This is a genomic window from Arthrobacter sp. 2RAF6 (assembly GCF_052115205.1).
Classification (GTDB): Bacteria; Actinomycetota; Actinomycetes; order Actinomycetales; family Micrococcaceae; genus Arthrobacter.
The window spans coordinates 24,890-51,219 of record NZ_JBFRGF010000013.1; the positions used below are offsets into that span (position 1 = coordinate 24,890).

The following is a 26,330-nucleotide window of genomic DNA, read 5'->3' on the forward strand; positions in this document are numbered from 1 at the left end:
GCCGGCAGCTTTCGGTGTTCCGGTGACTCCTCCTTCGCCCGCTGCGGCACAACCGATCAACGGTGCCGCCGCGCAGCATGGCTCGCCCTTTGCACCAGTTGCCAGTCCCGCGCCGAGCACGTCGCCGACGAGTCCGGGCAAGAGCGGGACAGCTCCGGGCCAGGCCACGCGACCGTCCACGCCGACTCACCCGTGAGTGCGCGCCGCCTGAGCAAGCGCACTGCTCCGGTCAGTGTCAGGGCGCACTGGTTCATCCTTCTGGCCGTCCTGTTGGCACTGGGTGTCTCACTCGTCGTGCAGGGGTACATGCATCACCTCGCTGGGATCGCCGACGACTCGGTGCCCGCGGGTGGCTCCGCGAGTAGTGTCCCGGACGCGGTCTCTCACGGTGGCCCGGTGGTCGATTCGCGTGGCGGGACCGTTCGTACCGTCGGTCCGCCGGACCGCACGCTCGCCCTCACGTTCGACGACGGCCCGGACCCGGTCTGGACGCCCCAGATTCTCGATGTCCTCCGTAAGCACCATGTCCATGCCACGTTCTTCGTGGTCGGTTCGGCTGCCATCGACAATCCCGACCTCGTGCGCCGCATCCTTGCTGACGGGAACGAGATCGGCGTGCACACATTGACACATGCGGACCTTGGGAGCGCCCCGGCGTGGCGCCAGCAGCTTGAGGTCCAGGGCGACCAGCAGGTGATCGCCGGCATCACGGGCCGTGCCTCGACGCTCCTGCGGCTGCCGTACAGCTCTGAGAACGACGCTGTCAGGGACGGGACGTGGGCGGCGATGCGCACCGCAGCGGACCGGGGTTATCTCACTGTGCTCACCACTCAGGACAGTGAGGACTGGCAGCGGCCCGGCGTAGCCGCGATCGAGAAGAACCTCACCCCTTCAGGCCCGCAGGGCCAGGTGCTCCTCATGCACGACGGCGGTGGAGACAGGGAACAGACAGTCTCGGCCCTCGACTCCGTCCTCACGAAGTTCGCGGACCAAGGCTTCCGGGTCACCACGGCGGGCGACGCCGTCGGGATCGCAAGCATGCGCGATGCCTCGGCCGGTGAGCAGATCAGCGGAACCGCGTTGGCATGGGGAATACGGCTCAGCGACTTCTTCATCGCCGCCATTTCGTGGGCGCTCGTTTCGGCCGGAATTGTGACGGTTGTCCGGGCCGTCCTCGTGGTGGTGTTCGCAACGCGCCACCGGCGAGCCGCGCGCCGCTCCCTGGCGGCCGGCCGCAGCCGACGCCGGGTGGACGTGCCGGTCCGGCACGAGATCACCGAGCCGGTCAGCGTCATCGTCCCCGCGTACAACGAGGCAGCCGGCATCGAAGCCGCGGTCCGATCAATCGCCGCCTCGACCCATCCGGTAGAAATCATCGTGGTTGACGACGGGTCGACCGACGAAACCGCGGACATCGTCGAAAGGCTCGGCCTGCCGGGCGTCGTTTTGATCCGGAAAGAGAACGGCGGCAAACCGTCCGCCTTGAATGCCGGGATTGCCGTTGCCAGCCACGAACTCGTGGTGATGGTCGACGGCGACACCGTCTTCGAACCGGAAACGGTCCACGCCCTCATTCAGCCCTTCGCCGACCCTCGGGTGGGCGCAATTTCCGGAAACACCAAGGTCGCCAACCGCGGAGGGATCCTCGGCGCCTGGCAGCACATCGAGTACGTCGTCGGCTTCAACCTGGACCGCAGGTTGTTCGACCTCGCGGAGTGCATGCCGACCGTTCCCGGGGCTATCGGGGCCTTCCGGCGCGATGCCCTCCTCCGGGTTGGCGGAGTCAGCGACGACACGCTTGCCGAGGACACGGACCTGACCATGTCGCTGTGCCGCGACGGTTGGCGCGTCGTGTACCAGGATGATGCGAGGGCCTGGACCGAAGCCCCCGCGAGCCTCGGAGCGCTCTGGAAGCAGCGGTACCGCTGGTGCTATGGCACGCTTCAAGCCATGTGGAAGCACCGCGGCGCTGTCCTGCAAGGCGGGGCGGCCGGCAAGCTCGGGCGACGTGGACTTGGCTATCTGCTCGTCCTGCAGGTGCTGCTGCCGCTGTTTGCGCCGGTCGTGGATGTCTTCGCCATCTACGGCCTGGTTTTTCTTGATCCGCTCCGTATCGCGGCGCTCTGGCTTGCCTTCCTCCTGGTTCAATTCCTCATGGCTGCCTATGCGTTCCGGCTCGACAATGAGTCGCTTCGCCCACTGTGGACACTTCCGCTTCAGCAGTTCGTCTATCGGCAGCTCATGTACCTCGTTGTCATCCAGTCGGTAGTCACGGCCTTGGCGGGCGTGCACCTGCGGTGGCACCGAATGGAGAGGTATGGAAGCCTGCGCGTGCCGCCGGCTTCGCAGGGCCAAGCGTAGCCAGGGACAGTGCTAGGGCGCCGAAGTGCATCCTTAGGCCCTCGCGCGCAGCTCCCGCCGAAGGATCTTGCCCGATGCCGATTTGGGAATCACATCGACGAACTCCACCGATCGCACGCGCTTGAACGGCGCCACCCTTCCGGCGACGAACTCCATGACGTCGCCGTCGCCAAGCTCGGCCCCGGCCTGCCGGACGACGAACGCCTTCGGCACCTCTTCGCCGTCGTCCGCGTGGATGCCGATGACCGCGGCGTCCGCAATACGCGGGTGGGTGAGCAGGAGTGCTTCGAGCTCGGCAGGCGCGATCTGGTAGCCCTTGTACTTGATCAGCTCTTTGAGCCGGTCGACGATCGTCACGACGCCGTCGGCCGTGACGGTCGCGATGTCGCCGGTGCGGAGGAAGCCATCCGGATCGATCGTCGCGGCGGTTGCGTCGGGCCGGTTCAGGTAGCCGAGCATGACCTGCGGGCCGCGGACGAGGAGCTGCCCGGGGGCGCTCGGCCCTTCGGCCGGAATGTCGATTTCTTCGTCCGTTGCGGGGTCGAGGAGCTTACACTCCGTGTTCGGCACGGTGTAGCCCACCGAGTCGAGAGGGACGCGCTCGGCGCCGTCGCGCGGGATGGCGTGGGATACGGGGCTCAGCTCGGTCATGCCGTAGCCCTGGAGCATCGTGCACCCGAGCCGGTCCGCAACAGCGTGCCCCAGTTCGCCGTCGAGGGGCGCCGCTCCCGAAAGCACGGCGCGCACGGACGAGAGGTCGTATTGGTCCACCAGGGAATGCTTTGCCAGCGCGACGGCGATGGGCGGCGCGATGAAGAGGTAGGTACAGCGGTGGTCCTGCGTAATGCGGAGGAATTCGGCGAGGTCGAACTTGGGCATCGTCACGAGCCGGGCCCGCTCGCCAAGGGCAAGATTGAGCAGCACGGTCAGGCCGTAGATGTGGAAGAAGGGCAAGACGGCGAGCAGCACGTCGTCGGGAGTCACGCGGAAGAAGGCACTCGACTGCGCGACGTTCGCCACGAGGTTGTACTGGCTCAACAGGACGCCCTTCGGCGTACCGCTCGTGCCCGAGGAGTAGGGCACGACGGCGGCGGCGTGCGGATCGACGCTAATCGTCGGCGCGGGAAGACCGGCTTCGAGGATATCCGCGAGCGAGGAATGCCCCGCGGCGGCAGCGAGGTCGCCGCCGTCGAGCACCACGAGCCGTTCCGCCGGGATCCCGGCAACCAGCGCCGCGGCCACCGCCCGCCCAAGGAAGGGCGAGATGGTGAAGAGCCAGGAGGCGCCGGCGTCGCTGAGCTGGCTGCCGACTTCATCGGCGGTATACAGGGCGTTGACCGTAGTGACGATGGCGCCCGCGCGGAGAACCCCATGGAAGACGACGGCGAACGCCGGTACGTTCGGGCAGAAAAGGCCCACAGTTGTCCCGGGGCCGGCCCCGTGGCCCGCGAGCCAGCCTGCGGTGGCGTCGATTCGGCTGACGAGTTGCCGGTACGTCATTTCCGCGCCGGACGTGCCGTCCACGAGCGCGACCCGGTCAAGGTCCTCGACGCCCAGCCCGCCGAACAGATACTCATAAATCGTGACTTCGGGGATCTCGACATCAGGGTACGGGCTGGTGAACATTGCGGCTCCTTCGGCGCACGACGGCGGGGAGTCGCCGTCGTGCGTCCATTACACCCGGCGGTGAGGGGCCGGGACAAGGGCCGCCGCGGCCGGATGTCCACGAGTAGAAGGGTCTACGCCTCAACCAACCCTGCGCAGGATGCGTCAACCAAGACGGGGGTGTGCCAGGGGCGGCCGGTTCGATCTCTTTGGGGGAGCGGATTATGGTGTCGCGGCGGGACGGGAAGCGGCGGCATCGCGGAAGGACTGGTTTGCCGTACAGCGGGAACCGGAGGTGTCGGTGACGGCCCGCGGTGCGGGACTTCCGGGCAGAGATCGGTGATCAGGCCCATTCCTGCATATTCTCTGACGTCACTGATACCGCTCACCGCGGCAGGCTTGTCGGGAAAGGACCGGGAGACGGCCACCACGGTTCCGTCCGGCGCTTTGAGCCTGAATCTGAAGCTCGTGTCCTCGTCGATGAACAGTTCAAACATCCCGGCCATGCGTATCCTCCTGAACAGCGGGCGGCGCGTGACGCCCGGTAGGTCTCGCCGGGACCGGGACGCGGCGTTGCGCCCAGTGGTTTCAGCCGGCAAGTGGATCATCTGACTCACAGTGTGTGGTGCTCGCCACACGGTGTAGTTAACTAAAATACGGGGAAGAACCTTGGCTGGCTAGTGCATCAGGACGGCCCTTGATCATCGCCGCCCAAGGATTCGGTGTGCGGCGTCCTGGGCCGCCAGTGCTCTGTCATCGACGATTTGGCCGGGCAAGTGTCCGGAGGCGGCGATGGCACGCCGCAATTCCGCCACCGTGCGAGGGGTGCCCACGCCCCGGTGTGCCATGGCGTGGCAGTTGGCACACAGCGGCACGAGGTCCGCTATGGGATCCAGCCGGTAGTCGCTGCCGAGCTGTGAAACGGGAACCACGTGGTGGACGTGGATGAAGTCTTTGCCGATGTCCCCGTAGCTTACTTCGAAGGAGAAAGTGCACACAGCACAAGACGTCCCGTGGAAAGCCAAGCAAATCCGGCGGGCTTCAGGGTCGCGCTCGTAGCGGTTCGTTTCAATCCGGCTGACGGCTCCTTCCGGGTAGGTTCCTGGAACGGTCTGGCACGGCTCTAAGGCTTCTGGTCCGTGTTCCCGCCACACGCGCTGAAGGCCGGATTCTGTCTCTGTCGGAATGAACCGTCCCGAACCATGGAAGGTATTCCAGGCCACGTCCGGCATTTCGCTGGAGAGGACACTCGACGGGATCTGGCTGCCGAGGGGGAGCAAGGCATCGAAGGCCACGCTCACGTACCACGCAATACTCTTCGGCTCGGTGCGTTGAGGCGCTTCGTACGCCTCGGACATGACGACGCCGTGGCCGATCAGCCCGCGTCGGTGCGGGCCTCCGCCTTGCAGGAGAAGCCATGCTTGGTTGCCGGGCTGGATCTTCCGGTGTTGGCCGACGTTCCACCGCTCCAGGAATTGACCCGTTTCGGCGACCTGCCCGATCACAGCCTCGTAGTTCCAGTCGTTCCAAAGCCGTGGATTCCATCCCAGGATGATGGCTGCCATGGCTGCTCCTCCCTGCGTTCCGGTGAATCTATGCGAGTCGGGTCCGGACGATTTCGCTGACGGCCTTGCCGTCGAAGCGGCCGGCGACCTTTGCTGTGACGGGCTTCATCACGGCGCCCATCTGCCTGATAGTCAGTTCCTGCCCGCCGGCCGTCAACGCGGCGATTGCCTCGTCGACGATTGCCTCGACTTGGGCGGGGGTCAGCATTTCGGGCAGGTACGCCTCGATGACTTCTGCTTCGGCGATTTCCGCGGCAGCGCGCTCTGACTCGCCGGCCTCCGTGTAAATGCGGGCCGTGTCCCTGCGCTTGGCGGCTTCCTTCTGCAGCAGGGCCGTCACTTGGGTGTCGTCGAGCTCGATCGGCGTCTTGCCGGACTTCTCACGCGTCTCGATTTCGCCCAGGACATTGCGGACCGTCGTGAGCGCGGTCTTGTTGCGGTCCTTCATGTGGACTACGACGTCGGCATGCAGGCGTTGCTTCAGGATGCTCATGGTAATTCCCTCTACTTGGTGGTTGTTTTCATTCTTCACGGTCTGGACCGTCTGTGCAGAAGAGCCATGCAGCCGGCCGGCCCGGTATCTAAAATTCTGCCTCCGGCGATCCCCCAAGAAGGCCCTCGGCGACGTAGCATCAAGGTAGGCGGCTGCCAGGAGTGTGGCGAAATGTTTGAGAGATTTACGGACCGTGCCCGTCGCGTTGTTGTGCTTGCCCAAGAAGAGGCACGCATGCTCAACCATAACTACATCGGTACCGAACACATCCTTTTGGGTCTGATCCAGGAGGGTGAGGGGGTTGCCGCGAAGGCGCTGGAGTCGATGAGTATTTCGCTCGATGGCGTCCGAGAACAGGTGCAGGAGATCATCGGCCAGGGCCGGCAAGCCCCGTCCGGCCACATCCCGTTCACCCCGCGCGCCAAGAAAGTCCTTGAGCTCGCACTCCGGGAAGCTCTGCAGCTCGGCCATAACTACATCGGTACCGAGCACATCCTGCTCGGCCTTATCCGGGAGGGTGAAGGCGTTGCCGCGCAGGTCCTTGTCAAGCTCGGCGCCGACCTCGGCCGGGTCCGCCAGCAGGTCATCCATTTGCTCTCCGGGTATGAGGGCAAGGACCCCAGTGGAATGGTCGCCGGACCGAGCCAGGCCGAAGTTGCTCCGGCCGGTTCGGTGGTGCTGGACCAGTTCGGCCGCAACCTTACCCAGGCCGCGCGGGAAAACAAGCTTGATCCCGTGATCGGCCGCGGCCTGGAGATGGAACGCGTCATGCAGGTCCTCTCCCGCCGGACCAAGAACAACCCCGTGCTGATCGGCGAGCCCGGCGTCGGCAAGACCGCCGTCGTAGAGGGCCTTGCCCAGGCGATTGTCCGGGGCAACGTGCCGGAGAGCCTGAAGGACAAGCAGCTCTACACGCTCGATTTGGGCTCAGTGGTGGCCGGTTCCCGGTACCGCGGCGATTTTGAAGAGCGCCTGAAGAAGGTCCTCAAGGAAATCCGGACCCGTGGCGACATCATCCTCTTCATCGACGAGATCCACACGCTCGTGGGTGCCGGCGCTGCGGAGGGTGCCATCGATGCCGCGTCCATCCTCAAGCCGTTGCTGGCCCGAGGCGAACTCCAGACCATTGGGGCCACCACCCTGGATGAGTACCGCAAGCACATTGAGAAAGACGCCGCCTTGGAGCGCCGCTTCCAGCCGATCCAGGTCCAGGAACCCTCGGTGGCCGACACCGTTGAGATCCTCAAGGGCCTGCGTGACCGTTACGAGGCGCACCACCGGGTGACCATCACCGACGGCGCGCTGGCGGCCGCGGCGAGCCTCTCGGAGCGTTATGTGTCGGACCGCTTCCTGCCGGACAAGGCGATCGACCTGATCGACGAAGCAGGTGCACGTCTTCGCATCCGCCGCATGACCCGTCCGCCGGAACTGAAAGCGATGGACGCACGCATCGCCGAGGTGAAGATGGAGAAGGAATCGGCCATTGACGCCCAGGACTTCGAGGGCGCCGCGTCGCTGCGCATGAAGGAGCAGAAACTTGTCGCCGAGCGCAGGGAAACGGAGCTCAGATGGAAATCCGGCGGCACGGACGGCAACTCCGAGGTGGACGAAGAGCTGATTGCCGAAGTTCTCGCGAACTCCACCGGCATCCCGGTCTTCAAACTCACCGAGGAAGAATCCAGCCGCCTTCTCAAGATGGAGGAGGAACTGCACAAACGCGTCATTGGGCAGAATGAGGCGATTAATTCAGTGTCGCGTGCAATCCGCCGCACACGTGCGGGCCTGAAGGACCCCAAGCGTCCGGGTGGCTCCTTCATCTTCGCCGGCCCCACAGGCGTCGGCAAGACCGAGCTCGCCAGGGCGTTGGCGGAATTCCTCTTCGCTGATGAGGATGCCCTCATCACGCTGGACATGTCCGAGTACTCGGAAAAGCACACGGTTTCGCGTCTGTTCGGTGCCCCTCCGGGCTACGTCGGCTACGACGAGGGCGGGCAGCTGACCGAGAAGGTCCGGCGTCGTCCGTTCTCCGTGGTGTTGTTCGACGAAGTGGAGAAGGCCCACGCCGATCTCTTCAACTCGCTGCTGCAGATCATGGAAGACGGCCGCCTGACGGATAGCCATGGCCGGGTGGTGGACTTCAAGAACACGGTGATCATCATGACCACCAACCTGGGCACCCGGGACATCTCCAAGAGCGTCGCAACGGGCTTCCAGTCCGGCACGGACACCACCACCGGTTACAACCGGATGCGGGCCCGGGTCACGGAGGAGCTCAAGCAGCAATTCCGCCCCGAGTTCCTCAACCGTGTTGACGACGTCATCGTGTTCCCGCAACTCACGCAGGACGAGATCATCGAGATCGTGGACCTGATGATCGCTCGCTTGGAACAGCATCTGGCCGACAAGGACATGGGCATCGAGCTCACGGACGCCGCCAAGGTACTTTTGGCAACCCGCGGCTACAACCCGGCCATGGGTGCCCGGCCGCTGCGCCGTACCATCCAGCGCGAGATCGAGGACCAGCTCTCCGAGAAGATCCTCTTCGGCGAACTGCACCCGGGCGACATCGTGGTGGTCGACGTCGACGGCGAAGGCGACGACGCCAAATTCACCTTCGCTGGCAACGCCAAGCCGCGCATCCCCGACGCGCTGCCCGCCGTGGGCTGACGCGGGTCAATAGACTGCGTCGTGCGGCCGCCGTCGGGCCTGCCTCAGTGAAGCTCGTGCCCGAGGCTCGTGAGCAGGCGCGCGACGGCGTCCTCCGCGGTTGGCGGTGGGCCGAAGACTTCGCGTTGTCGCGAGGTATCGGCGACGTAGCGGCCGGTTCGGAACCACTCCATCATCGCCTGAAAGTCCGGCCCCATCTGGTTGATCGGGCTGAGGACGAGCTCGATCTGCCGGCCGAGCATTTGGGAAGAGATATCGGCGATGTCCTGCATGCTTACCGGCCGGTCCCAACCGATGTCGATACGCTGCCCCTCTACTCCGCTCGCGTCGACTGCTGCCGCAAGGTACCCAGCGAGGTCACTGGCAAGCACGTACGTCAGGGGAACGCTCGGAGACCCGAACGATGTGAGCCGCCCCTCGCTGAAAGGGTCGCCGTAGCGAGTGATCTGCTCAAGGAAAGCGCCCGGACGCAGCGCCACGAACGGGACCCCGAGTTCTTCCAGGCGATCCTCGGTCAGTTTCTTGTGCCAGAAGTGCGGAAGATCCGGTGTTTGATCGCAAGTGAGGATGCTGGTGAGGACGAACCTGCGAATACCGGTGCGGCTGGCCGCATCGACGAGGTTGGTGTTGCCCACTGTGTCGATGACGGGGCTGTCGCCCTCCCGATGGTGGGTGTATCCCGCCGCCGAGGTGATCACAGTGTCCACGCCGTCCATGGCGCCCATAAGTGACGCAGGGTCCATCATGTCGCCTCGAGCGATCGTTGCCCCCACCTCTTCGAGGCGGCTCGGATCCGAACCGGGCCGCACCAAAGCGCGAACCTGCTTTCCGCCCACCAGCAGCCTAGACACCACCTGGCTGCCCAGCATCCCGGTGCCGCCGACCACGAGCACTGGTCCAAGGTCGGTCATTTACTCCTCCACCTCGCCGCGCCACCCTCCGGTTTCATTTCCACGCGACTCTATGAACTCCTTGAATTTCTTCAGGTCGGCCTTCACCTGCATCTCGTCTATCTGGAGCGCGGCTCCGGCCTTTTCCATAAAAGTTTCGGGCGACCATTCGAAATGGACCTTGACGTGCGTATGGTTGTCGTCGAGCGGTGAAAACCTGATGATGCCGGCGTGCGATTTGCCGTCAATACTGCGCCACGCAATCCGGTCGTCGGGTTCCTGGTCGACTATCTCCGTATCGAAGGCCAGTTCCACGCCTCCTACCTTGGTGACCCAATGGTTGGTCGTGTCGCTCAACTGGGTTACGGATTCCACCCCGGACATAAATCGGGGAAACGACTCAAACTGCGTCCACTGGTTGTAAGCCGTACGGACGGGGACGGCCACGTCAATCGTTTCTTCAACCTTTCGCATCTTTCCTCCTCGCTCGGACTTGCGTGGGCTGGCAGCAGGATTGCTCTCGGGACCGCGCCTCCGGGCCAGCCACTCTTGAACGTTAAGCCTGCTGATTATCCAAGTCCAGACCTGCCACGTAGCTGCCTCCGTGCGAGGCCATTCAACAAGCCGATTACGTCCGGGAACGTCGGCGGCGCGCGACGGCGTCGATCGTCACGGCCGCGACGAGAACCAGTGCAGTGACGACGTACTTGGCCGGTGCGCTGTAGCCCTGCAGGCCCATGCCATTATCGATCGTGGCGATCACCACCCCGCCCAGAACCCCGTGCAGGACCTTGCCGCGCCCGCCGAACAGGCTGGTCCCGCCGATTACCGCGGCCGCCACGGCGTAGAGCACCAGCGTGCCGCCGTCGTACGACGTCGAGACGGAACGGAGCCGCGACGCGTACACAATTCCGCCGATTCCTGCGGTGAAGGACGCGAGCATGAAGGCGAGGGTGCGAATGCGCGCAAGGTTCACGCCTCCCCGCCGTGCGGCCCCGGCGTTGCCGCCAATAGCGTAGACGTAGCGGCCGAACCGGGTACGCCCGAGCAGCAACGTCCAGGCGGCGAGTACTCCGAGAACGACGAGAAGCACCCACGGCACGCCGCTGATTTCGACCAGGGTGCCGCGGTCCGTGTTGCAGAGCCAAACGATGGCCACACCCGCGGCGAGCACCGCCGCGATCTTCAGGGCGCTCACGCTGGCGGGCGGCGCGACGAGTCCGGTGTTGCGCCGGCGGGCGTCCCGCAGCCACGTCCACGTGCTGAACGCTCCGACGACGACCATCAGGATCCAGCTGGTGACCGGACTGAGGTTGCCGCTCGCGATGTGGCAGGATTCGACGACGGTTTCGCTCGGGAAGTAGCTGCGTGCGGATTTTGTTACATCAGTACCGGAGTACATGTCGATACCCCGGGATGCAGTCCACATCACAGAGGTGGGTTCAATGAAGAAATGGACGCGATGGCAGGATTGGGTCACGGTTGTCGCCGGTCTCTATGCTGCTGTGTCGGTCATCTGGAGCGTGGCGGCCGGCTCGTCGGCTGCCTTGATGGTCGTTTTCGGCGCTTTGCTGATCGTTAGCGGTGTCATCAATCTGGCCATGCCCGGAACGCCGGTCATGGAGTGGGTGCAGGCGGCCTTCGGTGCCTTGCTGTTCCTTTCTCCGTGGCTAGGCTCCTACTCCATGCAAGCCGGGGTCGCCTGGACATCCTGGATCACCGGCCTGGTGGCGCTCGTCGTCACCGCGATGGCGATCAAGCCCAGCACCGAGGAACACCGGCATCACATGGTCAGCCCTTCGCACTGAAGTGCTGAACGCTGACGTGTTCAAACGCTGAACAGCGGCAATAGCGATCGGCGGGCCGTCATCGGACCCGCCGATCGCCGTCTCTTGCTCCGGAATCCGGTCGGCCGCCGGCGCAGACAGACAGCTCAGACTTTCAGGACAGCAGCGCCGGTGATCCGGTCGCCAGCCAAGTCTCGTAATGCCCGATCGGCTTCCCCTAACGGATACGCCGTCGTGGTGGGGGCCAATGGAATCTCCGCGGCCAGGGACCAGAAATCTTCGCCGTCTGCCCGGGTATTGGCGGTAACACTACGGAGCTGCCGCTCAAAGAAGAGATCCGCGGCGTAGTTCAAAGGCGGTATGTCGCTGAGGTGGATGCCCGCAATGGCGAGGGTCCCGCCCCGATCCAACGCCCTGAGGGCCACCGGGACAAGGTCCCCGACGGGAGCAAAAAGTATCGCCGAGTCGAGCGGGTCCGGAGGGGAATCGTACGCGTCGCCCACGAACACCGCGCCCAGCTGACGCGCCAGGTCACGGGCCGATTCCGAACGGGTCATCACGTAGACCTTCGCCGTCCTTGTCCCATCCGGTGAGGGTGGGGGAGAGGCAGAGATTCTCGTCGCCACGGAGGCAATACGCGCAGCTCCCGCAGGTTCCCCCAAGCCAGGCAACTCCGACCCTGTCACCGCGCCGGAACCTCACACAGCCTTCGCCGGTTTCGCTGACTATTCCGACCGCTTCGTGGCCGGGTACTGCGTTCGACCTCCGAGGGGCGAGATCGCCTTCGGCCAAATGCAGATCAGTGCGGCAGACACCACAGGTTCGGACACTGACAAGGAGCTCCCGCCGCCCCGGTTGCGGATCGGGCCGCTCGCCCCAAACAAGTGGCTGCGACTCAATCGGACCTGGTTCCCGGACCCACCATGCACGCATCGGGTTCCGCCTCGCCGCTAGCTCTGACTCCGCGCGGTGGGGCCGGCGTTGGCGGCCCTCCGCTCGGCTTTTAGCAGACGCAGGCCGCTGGCCAGCACGCCCACATGGCTGAGCGCTTGGGGGAAGTTCCCAAGAAACTCTCCGGTGTCCGGGTGGATCTGCTCCGGTAGCAGGCCCAATGGGTTCGCACGGCTGCAGAGGAGGAACGCCCCTTCGCTTCCGGGCAGACCGTCGGGAGAAATCCCCGGCAGGTAGCGGAACAAAAGTCCGTTGCCGGCGTCGAGCTCCGCAGCGATCGCTTTGGTCGTGGAAACCATCCGAGGATCGTCGAAATCAATGACCCAGGTGTACCGGTAGTCCCAGTTCCGCGACGTCCCCGGCCACTCCGGCAGCGACGAGGTGGCGGCCGCGAGGATGGCCCCCGTTTCGGCATGATCCAGCATTTTCAACGTCAGGGCCGATCGCTTCATCAACTCCGCTTGGGAGCCTTCGCAATCCAGGCTTGATGCCCACCGGCGCCAGGCATACACGGTCTGGTCAATGAGCTTCTTGCTCTGCGGATGCTGACGGAGCCTGAACCGTCCCCACCGCAGGAGTTCGGAACGGCCTGCCGGCACCGGCTCCGATAGCTCGGCTCCGGCACGCAGCGTGAGTCCGTCCGTCACCTGCAGCACGCCACGATCGGATACGAGGGACGTGACAAGCACGCAGGAATCCTCGGTGTTGCGCTGGGAGGATGCCAGGGTATGGACAGGGGCTATTTCAAAACGACCGCCTGATTCCGCGTCGAGGATCCCGGCCAGGAACGGGGGACTGTCGAATTCCGGCAGGCAAAGCCCGGTAATTGCCCCGTCCTGCCCCGCGAGAGCGCACGTGGATCCGTCGCCGATCAGTCCATGATCCTCGATGGGCAAATACCGATCGTGCTTAATCACCGGGCGCGCATCGGCACCAGTGACCATGTTGTTCACTCCTTTGGGTTCAGGCCAGCCTTCCTGTATGGATTCTCCCGCCGTTCCCTCGCCCGCGCCACAGTCCACGGAGAAGGACCGGGGGCCTCGACGGTGTCGCGGCGACCCGGCAATCCTCGCCGGGGAAGACACTCGCCACGCTTCAGTCTAGAATCTGCTCGGGGGCACGGTGGTCGTAGTCTCCACGTGTCCGCGTACTGGCTTCCGAAGCAGACGCCCGTCCTGAAGGATGCCTGCATGCCAGACCTGCCTCGAGGCAAGTTCCGTTCCCGCAGGGGTTTTTACCCGAGCCATGGTTTTCCAACCGCACTGAGGGGCTCAGCAATAGCCTGCCTGGCCGTGTTGATCGGTGGATCACTTTTCGCAGCACCGGCATCTGCGGGGACCGATGACCCGCTCCCGGCCGCTTCCGGACTTGGGGTTCCCGCAGGGCCTGCGCACTCACTGTCCGGGCAGTCCGTCGCGGCCGATAGCTTGCCGACCGACCAATTCATCGTGAGGTTCAAGGACAAGGCAACACCGAGTCCCCAAGGACACGCGGAAGCCCTAGGGCAGAAAGTTGGCATCGCCGCCGCGGACCTTCGGGCCACTGCAGGCGGGGCCCGCGTCGTCAAGACTGCGAGGAAGCTCGCCGCTGGCGACGCCGAGCAGTTCCTTGCGTCCGTAAGGGCGGACCCGAACGTTGAGTATGCCGAGCCGGACGTCATCATGCGTCGGGCGGACGTAACCCCTAACGACCCGTACTACCCGTTGCAATGGAACCTGCAGGACACTCCGCAGGGGATGCGCTTGCCCGGGGCGTGGGCTGTTAACCGGGGCGCCGGCGTCGTTGTCGCGGTGATTGACACAGGAATCACCAGCCACAGCGACCTCAATGCGAACGTGCTGCCCGGCTATGACATGGTCTCTGACGCGGCAGCTGCGCGCGATGGCGACGGTCGGGACGCCAATGCCCGTGACGAAGGTGACTGGGTGGTTGACGGGCAGTGCGGCACTGGCGAGTTACGTGCGAATTCATCGTGGCACGGCACGCACGTGGCGGGCATCATCGCAGCCGCGGGAAACAACGCGAAGGGGATATCCGGCGTCGCTCCCCAAGCGAGAATCCTGCCAGTACGTGCCCTGGGTGCCTGCGGCGGCTACACCTCCGACGTTGCCGACGGGATTATCTGGGCCGCGGGCGGCACGGTGTCCGGCGCGCCGGTAAATCCGAACCCGGCGCGTGTCATCAACCTAAGCCTCGGCACGGTCAATCCTTGTTCGGCGACCACCCAATCCGCCATCAACTTCGCCTACAACGCCGGCGCGGCGGTGACCGTGGCCGCCGGAAACTCAAACCGGGACGCTTCTGATTTCAGCCCGGCGAACTGCCAGAACGTCATCGCAGTGGCCGCGAGCGGCTACAGCGGGAGCCGAACACCGTATTCCAACTACGGACCGGCCATCGACGTCATGGCGAGCGGTGGTCAGATGACCAACTTCACGGAACAAGGAATCCTCTCCACGTACAACACCGGAGCAACGACGCCCGGGACGGAGACGTACGCGTACGGCCAGGGCACGTCCATGGCCGCGCCGCATGTTGCGGGCGTTGTGGCCTTGATGATGGCTGAGAAGGGTTCGACGATGACTCCGGAAGCCGCTGAACTTCGCCTTAAGGCAACGACGATTCCCGGAGGCTGCCCAGAAGGCTGTGGAGCCGGGTTGATGGACGCTGCTGCGGCGATGAACTTCGTGAACGGATCGATCCTGGTTCCCTTGACGCCACTGCCAGTGCAATTCAGGGATGACTACGGTGCCGACCAAGACTTCTACGACGTGCAGATTATGCGAGGGGTGGATTACCTGCTCGACGGGGAAATCATCGGATCGGGGTCACATGCAGGCCGCGGCACAGTCACCGTTTCGGCGCGAGCTTGGCCCGGCTATGCGCTGACTGGCACCACCGAATGGACCCACACGTTCGCAGTCCTTCCGACACCCGCGAAACCCGATCCCGTCGTATTCACCGATAAGGACGGGACCGCCCAGGACACTTACACGATCCCCACCACTACGGGCCTTGAGTACCTCATAGGCGGCGTTGTTGCGGCTGCCGGAACCTACCCCGGTAGCGGCACGGTGACAGTAGTCCCCAGGGCCTTGCCCGACTATGCCCTGGCTCGAGGGTATGAAGGGACATCGATGACATGGACCTTCAAATCCACGTACGCCCCCGTCTCCGGTTCGCTCGTACCCACGCCGCCGTTCCGGGCTTTAGACACTCGGTCCCGGGTTTTGGACGGACGCTTTGGTGTTCCGGTAGGGCCGGATTCGACGGTTTCCTTCCAGGTAGCCGGCGTGAACGGCATACCCGCCGACGTGTCTGCTGTGGTGTTCAACTTGACCGTGGCGGAGGCGAAGTCCTTCGGCTACATCACTGCGTACCCGTCGGGGGCGACGCGCCCCGACGCTTCAAACGTCAATTTCACTGCGGGACAGATCGTGCCGAACTCTGTTACGGTCCCCGTTGGTGCGGACGGCAAAGTCACCTTGTTCAACCGATCAGCGGGCGCGACCCACCTGCTCGCTGACATTTCGGGTTATTACTTGGGCGGAACCCCGACGGCGGCAGGCACCTTCCAACCTGTCTCGCCGTCGCGCTTCCTGGACACCAGAAATTTCGGTGCAGTGCCACCCGACTCGGCGGTTTCATTCCAGGTTGCCGGGACGCACGGGATACCTGCAAAGATTTCCGCGGTGGTCTTCAATCTGACAGTGGCGGAGGCCAGGGCCTTTGGCTACATCACCGCCTACGCCTCCGGAACCACCCGACCCAATGCCTCAAACGTGAACTTCGCGGGCGGGCAGATCGTCCCGAACTCCGTCACCGTCCCCGTAGGAGCCGACGGAAAAGTCACGCTCTTCAACAGGTCCGATGGAGCAACACATCTGCTGGCGGATGTTTCAGGCTACTACTTGGAGGGGACGCCGACGGTGGGCGGGGCCCTGCAACCGTTGGCGCCGAGCAGATTCCTGGACACACGACTCACGGCGCCGGTCGGGTCCGACTCCATAGTCGAGTTCCAGGTCGGCGGGCTCAACGGGATTCCAGCGGACGCCGCAGCGGTCGTCTTCAATCTCACCGTGGCGGATGCGAAGTCCTTTGGCTACGTAACGGCATACCCCGCGGGCAGCATTAGCGGGGTCCCGAACGTCTCGAGTGTGAACTTCAAGGCTGGCCAAATCGTCCCGAATTCGGTGACAGTCCCCGTGGGACCATACGGAAAAGTGGGTCTCTATAATCGATCCTCCGGTGCGACGCCCTTGCTGGCCGACGTTTCGGGCTACTTCCTGCCCGGGTGAGCCCGGACGCCTAGCGAAGATGCCATAGCCCCCGGCGGGCTATGGCATCTTGCGCCTCAGGGAGTGAGCAGGACCTTGATGGAGCGCCGTTCGTCCATGGCGCGGTAGGCCTCGGGCGCTTCCTCGAGCGGCATCACGGTGTCGAAGACCCGGCCCGGGTTGATCTTTCCGTCAAGCACGTCCGCGAGCAGTTCCGGGATGTACGTGCGAGCCGGCGCCATTCCGCCGGCAATCGAAATATTCGTGTCGAACAAGTAGCGCAGCGGGGCTTCGGCTCCACCCGTCGGGACGCCGACAAAGCCGAGGGCGCCGCCCGGGCGGACGCTGTGCAGTGCCTGATCCATGGATTCCTTGGTCCCGACACACTCCAGCACGGAGTCGGCCAAAACGCCTCCAAGCAACTCGCGGACCTTGGCTACGCCGGCGTCGCCACGCTCGGCGACGATGTCCGTGGCCCCGAACTCGAGGGCAATCGCCTGGCGGTCGGCGTGCCGGGACATCGCGATGATTCGTTCGGCTCCGAACCGCTTCGCTGCGAGCACGCCGCACAGACCTACTGCACCGTCGCCGACGACGACGACGGTCCTCCCAGGGCCGACCTTCGCTGCGAGGGCGGCGTGGTGGCCGGTCGCCATAACGTCGGAGAGCGTCAGCAAGCTCGCGCGGAGAGCGTCGCCGGGTTCCGTGACTCCGGGAACCTTGACGAGGGTGGACTCAGCGAGGGGTACCCGCACGGCCTGGCCCTGGCCGCCGTCGATCGCGTGCCCGCTGTCATCCTTGCCGCCCCAGCCTGCCAAATGATCGCAGGCAACCGTGACGCCGTCCAGGCATTGCGGGCACGCGCCGCAGCTGACCACGAAAGGAGCGATGACGAAGTCGCCGACCGCCAAGGAAGTGACGTCGTCGCCGATGCTTTCCACCGTGCCGATGAATTCATGTCCGATGGCCGAAGGCCGGTGAGTGGGCTTGACGCCGCGGTACGGCCACAGGTCCGATCCGCAGACGCAGGAGGCGGCGACTTTGACAATGACGTCTGTGGGCAGCTGGACCGTGGGGTAATTACGGTCTTCAACACGGATGTCGCCGGGGCCGTGGATGATGGTGGCGCGCATGGGGCTGCTCAAATGGTGGTTGTTGGGCTTGAATCGAGTCTATCGCCGCGGCGCCTGTGGTCTTGTACTGACCGGTAGCCCAGCCGGGTGAGGTGGGACCTCGTTCGCCGCTTGACCCCCGCGTCGAGCAGAATAGCCCCATGACAAATACCAGCGGGCGCTTGCCACGGCTTGAGGACGTTGCGGAGCGGGCGGGAGTCTCACACCAGACTGTGTCCCGGGTGATCAACGACCACCCCAACGTGAGCAAGGGCACCCGGGAACGGGTCGAGGCGGCCATCGCCGAGCTGGGATACCGGCGCAATACCGCCGCCAGGAGCCTTGTGACCCGCCGTTCCCAGACCATCGGCGTCCTGGCGAGCGAGCTGGCGCAATACGGCCCAGCGAACACCTTGCTGGGCGTCGAACAAGCGGCGAGGGATGCCGGCTATTTCGTCAGCATCGCAGCCTTGAGGACGGTCAACCGCGAGGCGATTCTTGATGCGGTCCGGCATTTCCTGGACCAATCCGTGGATGGGATCGTGGTGATCGTGCCGCATTCGGACACCCTGTTGGCGTTGGCGGAAGTGAACCCCGGGGTCCCTGTGGTCGCCGTGGGATCGCTGGGCGACGCGGCCGTCGGCGGAGCCATGGTGGACCAGAAGCTCGGCGCGGAATTGGCCGTCAGGCATTTGGTGGAGCAGGGGCATCGCCGGATCGGGCACGTGGCCGGCCCGCAGGACTGGATCGACGGGGTGGCCCGGGCCGAGGGGTGGAGCGCAGCCCTGCGGGACGCCGGCCTTGAGGATGACTTGCTGATCGCGGGGGACTGGAGCGCGGGCAGCGGCTATGACATCGGCAAGAAGCTCGCCATTGAAAGGACGGCCACCGCGCTTTTTGTCGGGAACGACCAGATGGCCTTGGGCCTGCTGCGTGCGTTCAACGAGGCCGGCATCCGGGTGCCCGAGGACGTCTCGGTGGTGGGTTTCGATGACCAGCCTGAATCGGGCTATTTCACGCCGCCGTTGACGACGGTGCGCCAGGACTTCGAGGAACTCGGGCGGCGCTGCATGGATCTTATGCTGAGCGGCATCGAAGACGGGGAAAGCGTCGGCACCACCGTGGTGGAGCCTGAGTTGGTGGTTCGCCAAAGCACGTCCGCCCCCGCGTAAGCGCTTTCTGTTTCATGTGGGCGTGCCGGTCCTTGACGTGTGAATTGTTAGCGCTCACAATTGGTTTAGTCCGCAAAGCAGCGGCTTGGTTATTGGAGGACTTTTCATGGACGTCACAGCGGACGGCAACGAACACTATGTCATCGGCGTGGACTACGGCACACTTTCGGGCCGGGCCGTGGTGGTGCGGGTCAGGGACGGCAAGGAGCTGGGTAGCGGCGTGTTCGAATACCCGCATGCCGTCATCACGGAGGCCCTGCCGGCCGATCTGGCGGATGTACCTGATGGAACGGCTGTCCGGCTTCCGGGGGAATGGGCGCTGCAGGTGCCCGAAGACTACCGGGAAGTGTTGCGTCACGCGGTCCCCGCGGCGGTGCGCGACGCCGGGATCGACGCTGCCGCCGTCGTCGGGATCGCCACCGACTTCACGGCCTGCACGATGGTGCCGGTGAAGGCTGACGGAACTCCGCTCAATGAACTAGACGGATTCGCCAACCGGCCGCACGCCTACGTGAAGCTGTGGCGCCATCACGCGGCCCAGGGCCAGGCGGACCGCATCAACGCACTCGCCGCCGCCCGGGGTGAGACGTGGCTGCCGCGCTACGGGGGGCTGATTTCTTCCGAATGGGAGTTCGCCAAGGGCCTCCAACTGCTGGAGGAGGACCCGGAAGCGTACGCGGAGATGGACCATTGGGTGGAGGCCGCGGACTGGATCGTCTGGCAGCTGTGCGGAAACTACGTCCGCAACGCCTGCACCGCAGGGTACAAGGGCATCTACCAGGACGGCAAATACCCGTCTGAAGACTTCCTTGCGGCATTGAACCCGGACTTCAAGGACTTCGTGGGCAACAAGCTGGCCCACACGATAGGCCGACTGGGAGATGCCGCAGGCTACCTGACGGCCGAGGCCGCGGCCTGGACGGGCCTGCGCGAGGGCATCGCCGTCGCCGTCGGGAATGTCGACGCGCACGTCACCGCGCCTGCGGCCCGGGCCGTGGAACCGGGACAGCTCGTCGCGATCATGGGCACCTCCACCTGCCATGTCATGAACGCCGAGGTCCTGCGCGAGGTGCCGGGCATGTGCGGAGTGGTCGACGGCGGGATCGTGGACGGGCTCTGGGGTTACGAAGCCGGCCAGTCCGGGGTCGGTGACATCTTCGGCTGGTTCACCAGGTATGGCGTGCCGCCCGAATACCATGAGGCCGCAGGCGAACTCGGCATGGGGATCCACGAATACCTCACCGAACTCGCCTCCCGCCAGCAAATCGGTGAACACGGGCTCATCGCCCTGGATTGGCACTCGGGGAACCGATCCGTCCTGGTGGACCACGAACTCTCCGGAGTGATCGTGGGCCAGACCCTGGCAACGCGCCCGGAGGACATCTACCGGGCACTCCTGGAGGCCACGGCCTTCGGCACCCGAACCATCGTGGACGCCTTCCGCGACTCAGGAGTTCCGGTGCAGGAGTTCATCGTCGCCGGAGGGCTGCTGAAGAACACGCTGCTCATGCAGATCTACGCCGACATCACCGGGCTACCGCTCTCCACGATCGGCTCGGCGCAGGGTCCGGCGCTGGGTTCGGCCATCCACGCCGCCGTCTCCGCGGGGGAGTACCGGGACATCCGGAAGGCCGCGGCCGCCATGGGATCCGAACCGGGCGCCGTCTACACGCCGATCCCGGAAAACGTCGCCGCCTACGAGGAACTGTTCCGCGAATACAGGGCACTCCACGACTACTTCGGCCGCGGAACCAACGAGGTCATGCACCGGCTCAAGAAGATCCAGCACAATGCCACGAAAACACTCCTTGCTGTCGGTGCGTCCGCATGAGCGCGACGACGGCAAACACCGTTGAAGCCATCATGCGGATCCGCCGCGAGGTCTGCGATCTCCACGCGGAACTGACACGGTATGAACTCGTGGTGTGGACGGCGGGAAATGTCTCCGCACGCGTCCCCGGCCATGACCTGATGGTGATCAAGCCGTCCGGGGTTTCCTATGACCAGCTGACGCCCGAGTCCATGGTGGTCACCGACCTCCATGGGGTTCCTGTGGCCGGCGGTAGCGACGGCGCAGTGTGGGGCAATCCTGCCCTGTCGCCGTCGTCGGACACCGCCGCGCACGCCTACGTCTACCGGAACATGCCCGACGTCGGCGGAGTCGTCCACACGCACTCCACCTACGCCACGGCGTGGGCCGCGCGCGGGGAGCCGATCCCGTGTGTGCTGACCATGATGGGGGATGAGTTCGGCGGGACGATTCCGGTGGGCCCGTTCGCGCTGATCGGGGACGATTCGATCGGCCGCGGCATTGTTGACACGCTCAGGGCCTCCCATTCACCGGCGGTCCTGATGCAGAACCACGGCCCCTTCACCATCGGCAAGGATGCCCGGTCCGCCGTGAAAGCCGCCGTGATGTGCGAGGAAGTGGCCCGCACGGTCCACATTTCCCGGCAGCTCGGTGAACCGCTGCCGATCGACGCAGCCCAGATCGAGTCCCTCTACGACCGCTACCAGAACGTCTACGGCCGCTAAGCCGCGGCACCCACAAACTTTTCAAGGAGAACCGCATGCCCATCGCCCACAACACCTCCCTTGAGCACTATGAAGCCTGGTTCCTCACCGGAAGCCAGCACCTCTATGGCGAGGACGTCCTCAAGCAAGTGGCCGCGCAGTCCCAGGAGATCGCCGCAGCGCTGAACGCGTCCTCCGATGTCCCGGTGAAGCTGGTCTGGAAGCCGGTGCTGACCGATGCGGACGCGATCCGCCGCACCGCGCTCGAGGCAAACGCAGATGACGCCGTGATCGGCGTGACCGCCTGGATGCACACCTTCAGCCCGGCCAAGATGTGGATCCAGGGACTGGACCTGCTCCGCAAACCCCTCCTGCACCTGCACACCCAAGGGAACGTGGCCCTGCCCTGGGCGGACATCGACTTCGACTTCATGAACCTGAACCAGGCAGCCCACGGCGACCGCGAATTCGGCTACATCCAGTCCCGCCTCGGCGTGCCGCGGAAGACCGTCGTCGGGCACGTGACCAACCCGGAAGTCACGCGCCAGGTGGGGGCCTGGCAGCGCGCCGCGGCCGGCTGGGCCGCCGTGCGCATCCTGAAGCTGACCCGTTTCGGGGACAACATGCGCAACGTCGCAGTCACCGAGGGCGACAAGACCGAAGCCGAGCTCCGCTTCGGCGTCTCGGTCAACACCTGGTCCGTGAACGAACTCGGCGACGCCGTGCACGGCGCGCCGGAGTCCGACGTCGACGCCCTGGTCGCCGAGTACGAGCGCCTCTACGAGGTGGCACCGGAACTGCGCACCGGCGGTGCCCGGCACGACTCGCTGCGCTACAGCGCCCGGATCGAACTCGGTCTCCGGTCCTTCCTGGAGGCGAACGGCTCGGCCGCGTTCACGACGTCGTTCGAGGACCTGGGCGCGCTGCGCCAGCTTCCCGGAATGGCCGTGCAGCGGCTCATGGCCGACGGCTACGGCTTCGGCGCCGAGGGCGACTGGAAGACCGCGATCCTGGTCCGGGCAGCCAAGGTCATGGGCGCCGGCCTGCCCGGCGGGGCTTCCCTCATGGAGGACTACACCTACCACCTAACCCCGGGGCAGGAGAAGATCCTCGGCGCGCACATGCTCGAAGTCTGCCCCTCCCTGACCGCGGCCAAACCGCGCGTGGAGATCCACCCACTCGGCATCGGCGGCAAGGAAGACCCCGTCCGCATGGTCTTCGACACCGACGCCGGCCCCGGCGTCGTCGTCGCGCTCTCGGACATGCGCGACCGCTTCCGCCTCGTGGCGAACGCCGTCGATGTCGTCGACCTCCCCGAGCCGCTGCCCAACCTCCCCGTCGCCCGCGCGCTCTGGGAGCCCAAGCCAGACTTCGCGACCTCCGCCGCCGCGTGGCTCATCGCGGGCGCCGCGCACCACACCGTGCTCTCCACCCAGGTGGGCATGGACGTGTTCGAAGACTTCGCCGAGATCGCCCGGACCGAACTGCTCACCATCGACGACAGCACCACCATCAAGGCGTTCAAGAAGGAACTCGCCTGGAACGCCGCCTACTACAAACTCGCCGGCGGGCTGTGAACGGCGAGGAATTCCGGCTGGTCTCAGGGGACTACACCGCCTCGATCGTCCAGCGGGGCGGTGCCCTGCGGCAACTCACGTTCCAGGGCCGGGATCTGGTGGTTCCGTTCGACGCCGCGGCGCCCATCCCGGACTACCGGGGCATCATCGCCGCCCCGTGGCCCAACCGGATCGCCGACGGGAGCTACCGCCACGACGGCGCCGTCCTTCACCTTCCCCTCAACGAACCCGCGCGACGGACCGCACTTCACGGACTCGTGATCGACCAGCTCTGGACACTCCAAGCCTGCAGCGCCGATACCCTCAGCCTGGGCTGCGAACTTGGCGACAGCCCCGGGTATCCGTTCCGGCTCTCGCTACAGCTGGACTACCGGCTCGCCGCCGCCGGACTGCACATCACGGTGACGGCGGTCAACACGGGAGAGCGGGCCGCGCCCTACGGCGTGTGCCCGCACCCGTACCTGCTGCCCGGACCCGCCCCGCTGGACGAGTGGACGCTCGAACTTCCCGCCGAATCCTTCATGGAGGTCACCGGGGACAGGCTGCTGCCCCTCGGCACGCGCGCCGTAGCGGGCCACGAATTCGACTTCCGCACACCGCGCACCATCGGTGCGACGGAAATCGACCACGCCTTCACGGACATCGCGTTCGACGGCGACGGGACCGCCCGGATGGCGGTCCGCGACCCCTCCGGAACGGGCGTCGGCATGTCGTGGGACCGCAGCTGCCCCTGGTTGCAGGTCCACACCGCGGACAAGCCCGCACCGATGCCCAACCGGCTCGGACTCGCCGTTGAACCGATGACCTGCCCGCCCGATGCCTTCAACAGCGGGCGGGACCTGGTCCGGCTGGAACCAGGCTCAGTGCACGAGGCACAGTGGAGCATCTTCGCCGCATGACGTCCTGCCGCACGCCCCCACCCACCATGTGCGGGATGCGGGCTTGCCGTGCCGGGGATCTAGCCTGACTGCCTGTTGCCTGCCTGTTGACAAGGGCAACCGGCGCCCTTAAATTTCTGTGTATTCAGGTAGGTTCCTTGTTTTGGATCACATTGTTAGCTGTAGCTATGGAAACGCAGCAGTCAGGCTGCCAAGGCGCAGGGGGCAACGATGACGAAAGTACCGCTGGATAATTTCCTCAGTGAGTGCGTCTCCCGGAGTTCCGGGGAGGATGGCCTCAGCTTCGAAGAACTGTACGGTCTGTACATCAGCTGGTGTGGCCTTACAGCTTCGGAACCCGTGAGAGCCCGGACGTTTAGGGCCAGCCTTCGGGCGGCCGGCATCGCTCCCGGACACCGCGGAGACCTGTGCCAGGATCTGATGATGGTAGGCCCGGCGGCGCGCGACTACATTGTCCACAGCGCGCTTCCGCTCACTGCGTTGGACGTACGATCGGGTGGCTGGCCTAGCCTCAGGTCTTGGCCCGCTGAACGTCCGAACGTGCCAATCACCAGACGGGCACCCGGCGAAGACCGCGATTCGGCGCCGGCTGCCTAAGCGGGTCGCTTTATTCGTGGAATTTGCTCCGGGCCTCGCGCTGTTGCCGCTCAAGCTTGGCTTCCGCCTCGGTCCGCCGCTGACCGATGATGCGCATCTGGTGCGTGGTCGGGTGTTCGTATTCCTCCAAGGGAATGCCTTTTTCCCTGTGAAGGTAATGGCCGGTAGCCGGGGACGCGAGCTTTTGGTCTTCGGTTTCACTCATATCAAAATCGTCCCACCGGGCGGCGGTCTCCAAAAGAGGTTCACTCCGCAGGGCTCCAAAGAGGCGCGACATCCCGGTCATCGGACCGGGATGTCGCTTGGGTTTTGACCGAGTTAACAAGGTCAGCCGAGGTTCAGTGCCGTCCAGGAGACGGGAGGCAGGGTGATTTCGACGACGCCGTTGCGCACCACGGCGCTCTTGTTCGGCTGCAATCCCACGCGGTCCTGGTCCTCGAGCGTGTTCTTCGCGTAGACATCCGCGTCTGAAAGCGTCTGGGCATCAACAACGATGACGCTCTCGAGCGCCGTCAGGTCGATGGCGACCGTTGCCTCCTCGCTCCGCGATCGGTTGACCAGGAAGACCGACGTCGCAGCTGCGTCCGCGTCGTAGGTCGCGACGGCGTCGATGAGCGGGACGGTGCCATAGGCGTCCGTACTGTACGTGTCCGCTTCCAGCCTCACATCCAGGGCGACTCCCTTGGCCAGTTTGGATGTCAATGCGAACGGGAAAAAAGTGGTCTGCTTCCACGCCGGGCCCCCGGGTTCGGTCATGATGGGGGCGATCACGTTGACGAGCTGGGCCAACGAAGCGGAGGTGACTCGATCGGCATGCTTGAGCAGTGAGATCAGCAGGTTGCCGAAGACGACGGCGTCGGCCACGGAGTACATGTCCTCAAGCAACCGTGGCGCCTTGGGCCAGTTGTCCAGCCCTTCGATTTTGTCGACCTCGTGGAACCGTTCGAGGTACCACACATTCCATTCGTCGAAGGAAATATTGATGGTTTTCGTGCTTCCGTTGACAGCCTTGACGTGGTCAGCCGTCGCTACCACAGATTCAATGAAGTGGTCCATGTCGGTAGCGGAAGCAAGGAACGAGTCCAGGTCACCGTTCTTTTCCTCGTAGTAGGCATGGCACGAGATGTAGTCGACATCCTCGTAGGAGTGGGTAAGTACTACGCGCTCCCATTCTCCGAAGGTGGGCATGTGGGCGCTGGATGAGCCACAGACCACGAGTTCAACGGAAGGATCCAGCTGACGCATTGCCTTCGCGGTCTGCGATGCGATTTTGCCGTAGTCTTCAGCGGAGCGATGGCCCAACTGCCACGGGCCATCCATTTCATTGCCGAGGCACCACATTTTAATGCCGAACGGATCCATTCGGCCATGAGCGGCGCGGCGGTCTGACAGCTCTGTCCCAGAGCGGATGTTGGAGTACTCCAACAGGTCCAGGGCTTCCAGTGTGCCTCGGGTGCCGAGGTTGACGGCCAGCATGAGTTCGCTGCCCACCTTCTCCAGCCATGTGCTGAACTCGTGCATGCCGATCTCGTTGGTTTCGGTGGAGTGCCAAGCGAGGTCGAGGCGGCGAGGACGCTGTTCCTTGGGACCAACGCTGTCCTCCCAGCGGAACCCGGAGACGAAGTTGCCGCCCGGGTAGCGGATAGTGGAGACCCCGAGCTCTTTGACGAGCTCGATCACATCAGTGCGGAAACCGTCGGCGTCGGCGCCGGGGTGACCGGGTTCGTAGATGCCGTCGTAGACACAGCGGCCAAGGTGTTCGACAAACGAACCGAAGAGGCGGGGATTGACAGTGCCCACTGCGAATTGCGGGTCGATCGTAAGGCGTGCGGAAACCATGGTCTGCTTTCAGTGAGAGGGAAC

The 26,330-nt window shown here is 64.8% G+C and carries 22 protein-coding genes; 9 read left to right on the forward strand and 13 right to left on the reverse strand.

Annotation, left to right across the window (positions count from 1 at the left end):
• Positions 1 to 192 precede the first annotated feature (192 nt).
• The gene (locus AB4Z38_RS11310; RefSeq protein ID WP_441429790.1) at positions 193 to 2,361 is read left to right on the forward strand and encodes a bifunctional polysaccharide deacetylase/glycosyltransferase family 2 protein; all 2,169 of its coding nucleotides are present in this window, start codon (positions 193 to 195) and stop codon (positions 2,359 to 2,361) included.
• A gap of 33 nt (positions 2,362 to 2,394) precedes the next feature.
• Here AB4Z38_RS11310 and AB4Z38_RS11315 read toward each other — a convergent pair whose 3' ends face one another.
• The 4 genes from AB4Z38_RS11315 to AB4Z38_RS11330 form a co-directional block, all read right to left on the reverse strand.
• On the reverse strand, positions 2,395 to 3,987 hold the full coding sequence (locus tag AB4Z38_RS11315; protein WP_441429791.1) for an AMP-binding protein: 1,593 nt from the start codon (positions 3,985 to 3,987) through the stop codon (positions 2,395 to 2,397).
• A 113-nt stretch (positions 3,988 to 4,100) separates the two neighbouring features.
• Complete coding sequence (locus AB4Z38_RS11320; protein ID WP_441429884.1) at positions 4,101 to 4,574, reverse strand: YegP family protein; 474 nt, start codon at positions 4,572 to 4,574, stop codon at positions 4,101 to 4,103.
• 93 nt (positions 4,575 to 4,667) lie between these two features.
• The gene (locus tag AB4Z38_RS11325) at positions 4,668 to 5,531 is read right to left on the reverse strand and encodes an HNH endonuclease (RefSeq protein WP_441429792.1); all 864 of its coding nucleotides are present in this window, start codon (positions 5,529 to 5,531) and stop codon (positions 4,668 to 4,670) included.
• A 28-nt stretch (positions 5,532 to 5,559) separates the two neighbouring features.
• The gene (locus AB4Z38_RS11330; RefSeq protein WP_441429793.1) at positions 5,560 to 6,024 is read right to left on the reverse strand and encodes a GatB/YqeY domain-containing protein; all 465 of its coding nucleotides are present in this window, start codon (positions 6,022 to 6,024) and stop codon (positions 5,560 to 5,562) included.
• 171 nt (positions 6,025 to 6,195) lie between these two features.
• On the opposite strand from AB4Z38_RS11330, the gene AB4Z38_RS11335 reads away from it, so the two are divergent.
• Positions 6,196 to 8,691 (forward strand): ATP-dependent Clp protease ATP-binding subunit, encoded by a 2,496-nt coding sequence (locus tag AB4Z38_RS11335; protein ID WP_441429794.1) that lies wholly within the window; start codon positions 6,196 to 6,198, stop codon positions 8,689 to 8,691.
• Positions 8,692 to 8,735: 44 nt separating this feature from the next.
• On the opposite strand, the gene AB4Z38_RS11340 is transcribed toward AB4Z38_RS11335, so the two are convergent.
• The 3 genes from AB4Z38_RS11340 to AB4Z38_RS11350 all read right to left on the reverse strand — a co-directional run bounded on the left by AB4Z38_RS11340 (position 8,736) and on the right by AB4Z38_RS11350 (position 10,983).
• Positions 8,736 to 9,602, reverse strand: a complete 867-nt coding sequence (locus AB4Z38_RS11340; RefSeq protein WP_441429795.1) for an SDR family oxidoreductase — start codon at positions 9,600 to 9,602, stop codon at positions 8,736 to 8,738.
• Positions 9,603 to 10,055: an SRPBCC family protein gene (locus AB4Z38_RS11345; RefSeq protein WP_306959947.1), complete on the reverse strand. Its 453-nt coding sequence runs from the start codon at positions 10,053 to 10,055 to the stop codon at positions 9,603 to 9,605.
• 154 nt (positions 10,056 to 10,209) lie between these two features.
• Entirely contained in the window at positions 10,210 to 10,983 is a 774-nt protein-coding gene (locus tag AB4Z38_RS11350; RefSeq protein WP_441429796.1) for an ABC transporter permease subunit, read from the reverse strand.
• A 43-nt stretch (positions 10,984 to 11,026) separates the two neighbouring features.
• Between AB4Z38_RS11350 and AB4Z38_RS11355 the strand changes: the two genes are divergently transcribed.
• Positions 11,027 to 11,389 carry an SPW repeat protein gene (locus AB4Z38_RS11355; protein WP_441429797.1) on the forward strand — a complete coding sequence of 121 codons (363 nt, stop codon included), beginning with the start codon at positions 11,027 to 11,029 and terminating at the stop codon, positions 11,387 to 11,389.
• 125 nt (positions 11,390 to 11,514) lie between these two features.
• Here AB4Z38_RS11355 and AB4Z38_RS11360 read toward each other — a convergent pair whose 3' ends face one another.
• From AB4Z38_RS11360 to AB4Z38_RS11370, 3 genes are read right to left on the reverse strand one after another with little or no spacing between them, the layout of a single operon-like run.
• Complete coding sequence (locus tag AB4Z38_RS11360) at positions 11,515 to 11,925, reverse strand: hypothetical protein (protein ID WP_441429798.1); 411 nt, start codon at positions 11,923 to 11,925, stop codon at positions 11,515 to 11,517.
• Complete coding sequence (locus AB4Z38_RS11365) at positions 11,900 to 12,301, reverse strand: alcohol dehydrogenase catalytic domain-containing protein (protein WP_441429799.1); 402 nt, start codon at positions 12,299 to 12,301, stop codon at positions 11,900 to 11,902. Before AB4Z38_RS11365 ends, AB4Z38_RS11360 begins: the two co-directional genes overlap by 26 nt.
• A 17-nt stretch (positions 12,302 to 12,318) precedes the next feature.
• Positions 12,319 to 13,263 carry a glycoside hydrolase family 15 protein gene (locus tag AB4Z38_RS11370; protein ID WP_441429800.1) on the reverse strand — a complete coding sequence of 315 codons (945 nt, stop codon included), beginning with the start codon at positions 13,261 to 13,263 and terminating at the stop codon, positions 12,319 to 12,321.
• Positions 13,264 to 13,509: 246 nt separating this feature from the next.
• Between AB4Z38_RS11370 and AB4Z38_RS11375 the strand changes: the two genes are divergently transcribed.
• Complete coding sequence (locus AB4Z38_RS11375; protein ID WP_441429801.1) at positions 13,510 to 16,617, forward strand: S8 family peptidase; 3,108 nt, start codon at positions 13,510 to 13,512, stop codon at positions 16,615 to 16,617.
• A gap of 56 nt (positions 16,618 to 16,673) precedes the next feature.
• On the opposite strand, the gene AB4Z38_RS11380 is transcribed toward AB4Z38_RS11375, so the two are convergent.
• On the reverse strand, positions 16,674 to 17,729 hold the full coding sequence (locus AB4Z38_RS11380; protein WP_441429802.1) for a zinc-dependent alcohol dehydrogenase family protein: 1,056 nt from the start codon (positions 17,727 to 17,729) through the stop codon (positions 16,674 to 16,676).
• Positions 17,730 to 17,869: 140 nt separating this feature from the next.
• On the opposite strand from AB4Z38_RS11380, the gene AB4Z38_RS11385 reads away from it, so the two are divergent.
• The 5 genes from AB4Z38_RS11385 (at position 17,870) to AB4Z38_RS11405 (ending at position 23,870) form a co-directional block, all read left to right on the forward strand.
• On the forward strand, positions 17,870 to 18,880 hold the full coding sequence (locus tag AB4Z38_RS11385; protein ID WP_441429803.1) for a LacI family DNA-binding transcriptional regulator: 1,011 nt from the start codon (positions 17,870 to 17,872) through the stop codon (positions 18,878 to 18,880).
• A gap of 106 nt (positions 18,881 to 18,986) precedes the next feature.
• Positions 18,987 to 20,711: a ribulokinase gene (gene araB / locus AB4Z38_RS11390; protein ID WP_441429804.1), complete on the forward strand. Its 1,725-nt coding sequence runs from the start codon at positions 18,987 to 18,989 to the stop codon at positions 20,709 to 20,711.
• On the forward strand, positions 20,708 to 21,415 hold the full coding sequence (locus AB4Z38_RS11395) for an L-ribulose-5-phosphate 4-epimerase (RefSeq protein WP_441429805.1): 708 nt from the start codon (positions 20,708 to 20,710) through the stop codon (positions 21,413 to 21,415). The genes araB and AB4Z38_RS11395 overlap by 4 nt, the downstream gene beginning before the upstream one ends.
• A 35-nt stretch (positions 21,416 to 21,450) precedes the next feature.
• Complete coding sequence (gene araA, locus AB4Z38_RS11400) at positions 21,451 to 22,971, forward strand: L-arabinose isomerase (RefSeq protein WP_441429806.1); 1,521 nt, start codon at positions 21,451 to 21,453, stop codon at positions 22,969 to 22,971.
• A complete protein-coding gene (locus AB4Z38_RS11405) occupies positions 22,968 to 23,870 on the forward strand; it encodes an aldose 1-epimerase family protein (protein WP_441429807.1) in 903 nt (300 codons plus the stop codon). The genes araA and AB4Z38_RS11405 overlap by 4 nt, the downstream gene beginning before the upstream one ends.
• 607 nt (positions 23,871 to 24,477) lie before the next feature.
• Here AB4Z38_RS11405 and AB4Z38_RS11410 read toward each other — a convergent pair.
• The gene (locus AB4Z38_RS11410; RefSeq protein ID WP_441429808.1) at positions 24,478 to 24,672 is read right to left on the reverse strand and encodes a hypothetical protein; all 195 of its coding nucleotides are present in this window, start codon (positions 24,670 to 24,672) and stop codon (positions 24,478 to 24,480) included.
• A gap of 122 nt (positions 24,673 to 24,794) precedes the next feature.
• On the reverse strand, positions 24,795 to 26,306 hold the full coding sequence (gene arfA, locus AB4Z38_RS11415; RefSeq protein WP_441429809.1) for an arabinosylfuranosidase ArfA: 1,512 nt from the start codon (positions 26,304 to 26,306) through the stop codon (positions 24,795 to 24,797).
• Positions 26,307 to 26,330: the final 24 nt, after the last annotated feature.

Coding starts and splice junctions, on each gene's coding strand:
- AB4Z38_RS11335 (WP_441429794.1), top strand. CDS start 6,196: ATGTTTGAGAGATTTACGGACCGTGCCCGTCGCGTTGTTGTGCTTGCC.
- AB4Z38_RS11325 (WP_441429792.1), bottom strand. CDS start 5,531: ATGGCAGCCATCATCCTGGGATGGAATCCACGGCTTTGGAACGACTGG.
- AB4Z38_RS11395 (WP_441429805.1), top strand. CDS start 20,708: ATGAGCGCGACGACGGCAAACACCGTTGAAGCCATCATGCGGATCCGC.
- araB (WP_441429804.1), top strand. CDS start 18,987: ATGGACGTCACAGCGGACGGCAACGAACACTATGTCATCGGCGTGGAC.
- AB4Z38_RS11315 (WP_441429791.1), bottom strand. CDS start 3,987: ATGTTCACCAGCCCGTACCCTGATGTCGAGATCCCCGAAGTCACGATT.
- AB4Z38_RS11330 (WP_441429793.1), bottom strand. CDS start 6,024: ATGAGCATCCTGAAGCAACGCCTGCATGCCGACGTCGTAGTCCACATG.
- AB4Z38_RS11355 (WP_441429797.1), top strand. CDS start 11,027: ATGAAGAAATGGACGCGATGGCAGGATTGGGTCACGGTTGTCGCCGGT.
- AB4Z38_RS11340 (WP_441429795.1), bottom strand. CDS start 9,602: ATGACCGACCTTGGACCAGTGCTCGTGGTCGGCGGCACCGGGATGCTG.
- AB4Z38_RS11320 (WP_441429884.1), bottom strand. CDS start 4,574: ATGATCCACTTGCCGGCTGAAACCACTGGGCGCAACGCCGCGTCCCGG.
- AB4Z38_RS11385 (WP_441429803.1), top strand. CDS start 17,870: ATGACAAATACCAGCGGGCGCTTGCCACGGCTTGAGGACGTTGCGGAG.
- AB4Z38_RS11375 (WP_441429801.1), top strand. CDS start 13,510: ATGCCAGACCTGCCTCGAGGCAAGTTCCGTTCCCGCAGGGGTTTTTAC.
- AB4Z38_RS11370 (WP_441429800.1), bottom strand. CDS start 13,263: ATGGTCACTGGTGCCGATGCGCGCCCGGTGATTAAGCACGATCGGTAT.
- AB4Z38_RS11345 (WP_306959947.1), bottom strand. CDS start 10,055: ATGCGAAAGGTTGAAGAAACGATTGACGTGGCCGTCCCCGTCCGTACG.
- AB4Z38_RS11380 (WP_441429802.1), bottom strand. CDS start 17,729: ATGCGCGCCACCATCATCCACGGCCCCGGCGACATCCGTGTTGAAGAC.
- AB4Z38_RS11350 (WP_441429796.1), bottom strand. CDS start 10,983: ATGTACTCCGGTACTGATGTAACAAAATCCGCACGCAGCTACTTCCCG.
- arfA (WP_441429809.1), bottom strand. CDS start 26,306: ATGGTTTCCGCACGCCTTACGATCGACCCGCAATTCGCAGTGGGCACT.
- araA (WP_441429806.1), top strand. CDS start 21,451: ATGCCCATCGCCCACAACACCTCCCTTGAGCACTATGAAGCCTGGTTC.
- AB4Z38_RS11410 (WP_441429808.1), bottom strand. CDS start 24,672: ATGAGTGAAACCGAAGACCAAAAGCTCGCGTCCCCGGCTACCGGCCAT.
- AB4Z38_RS11360 (WP_441429798.1), bottom strand. CDS start 11,925: ATGACCCGTTCGGAATCGGCCCGTGACCTGGCGCGTCAGCTGGGCGCG.
- AB4Z38_RS11365 (WP_441429799.1), bottom strand. CDS start 12,301: ATGCGTGCATGGTGGGTCCGGGAACCAGGTCCGATTGAGTCGCAGCCA.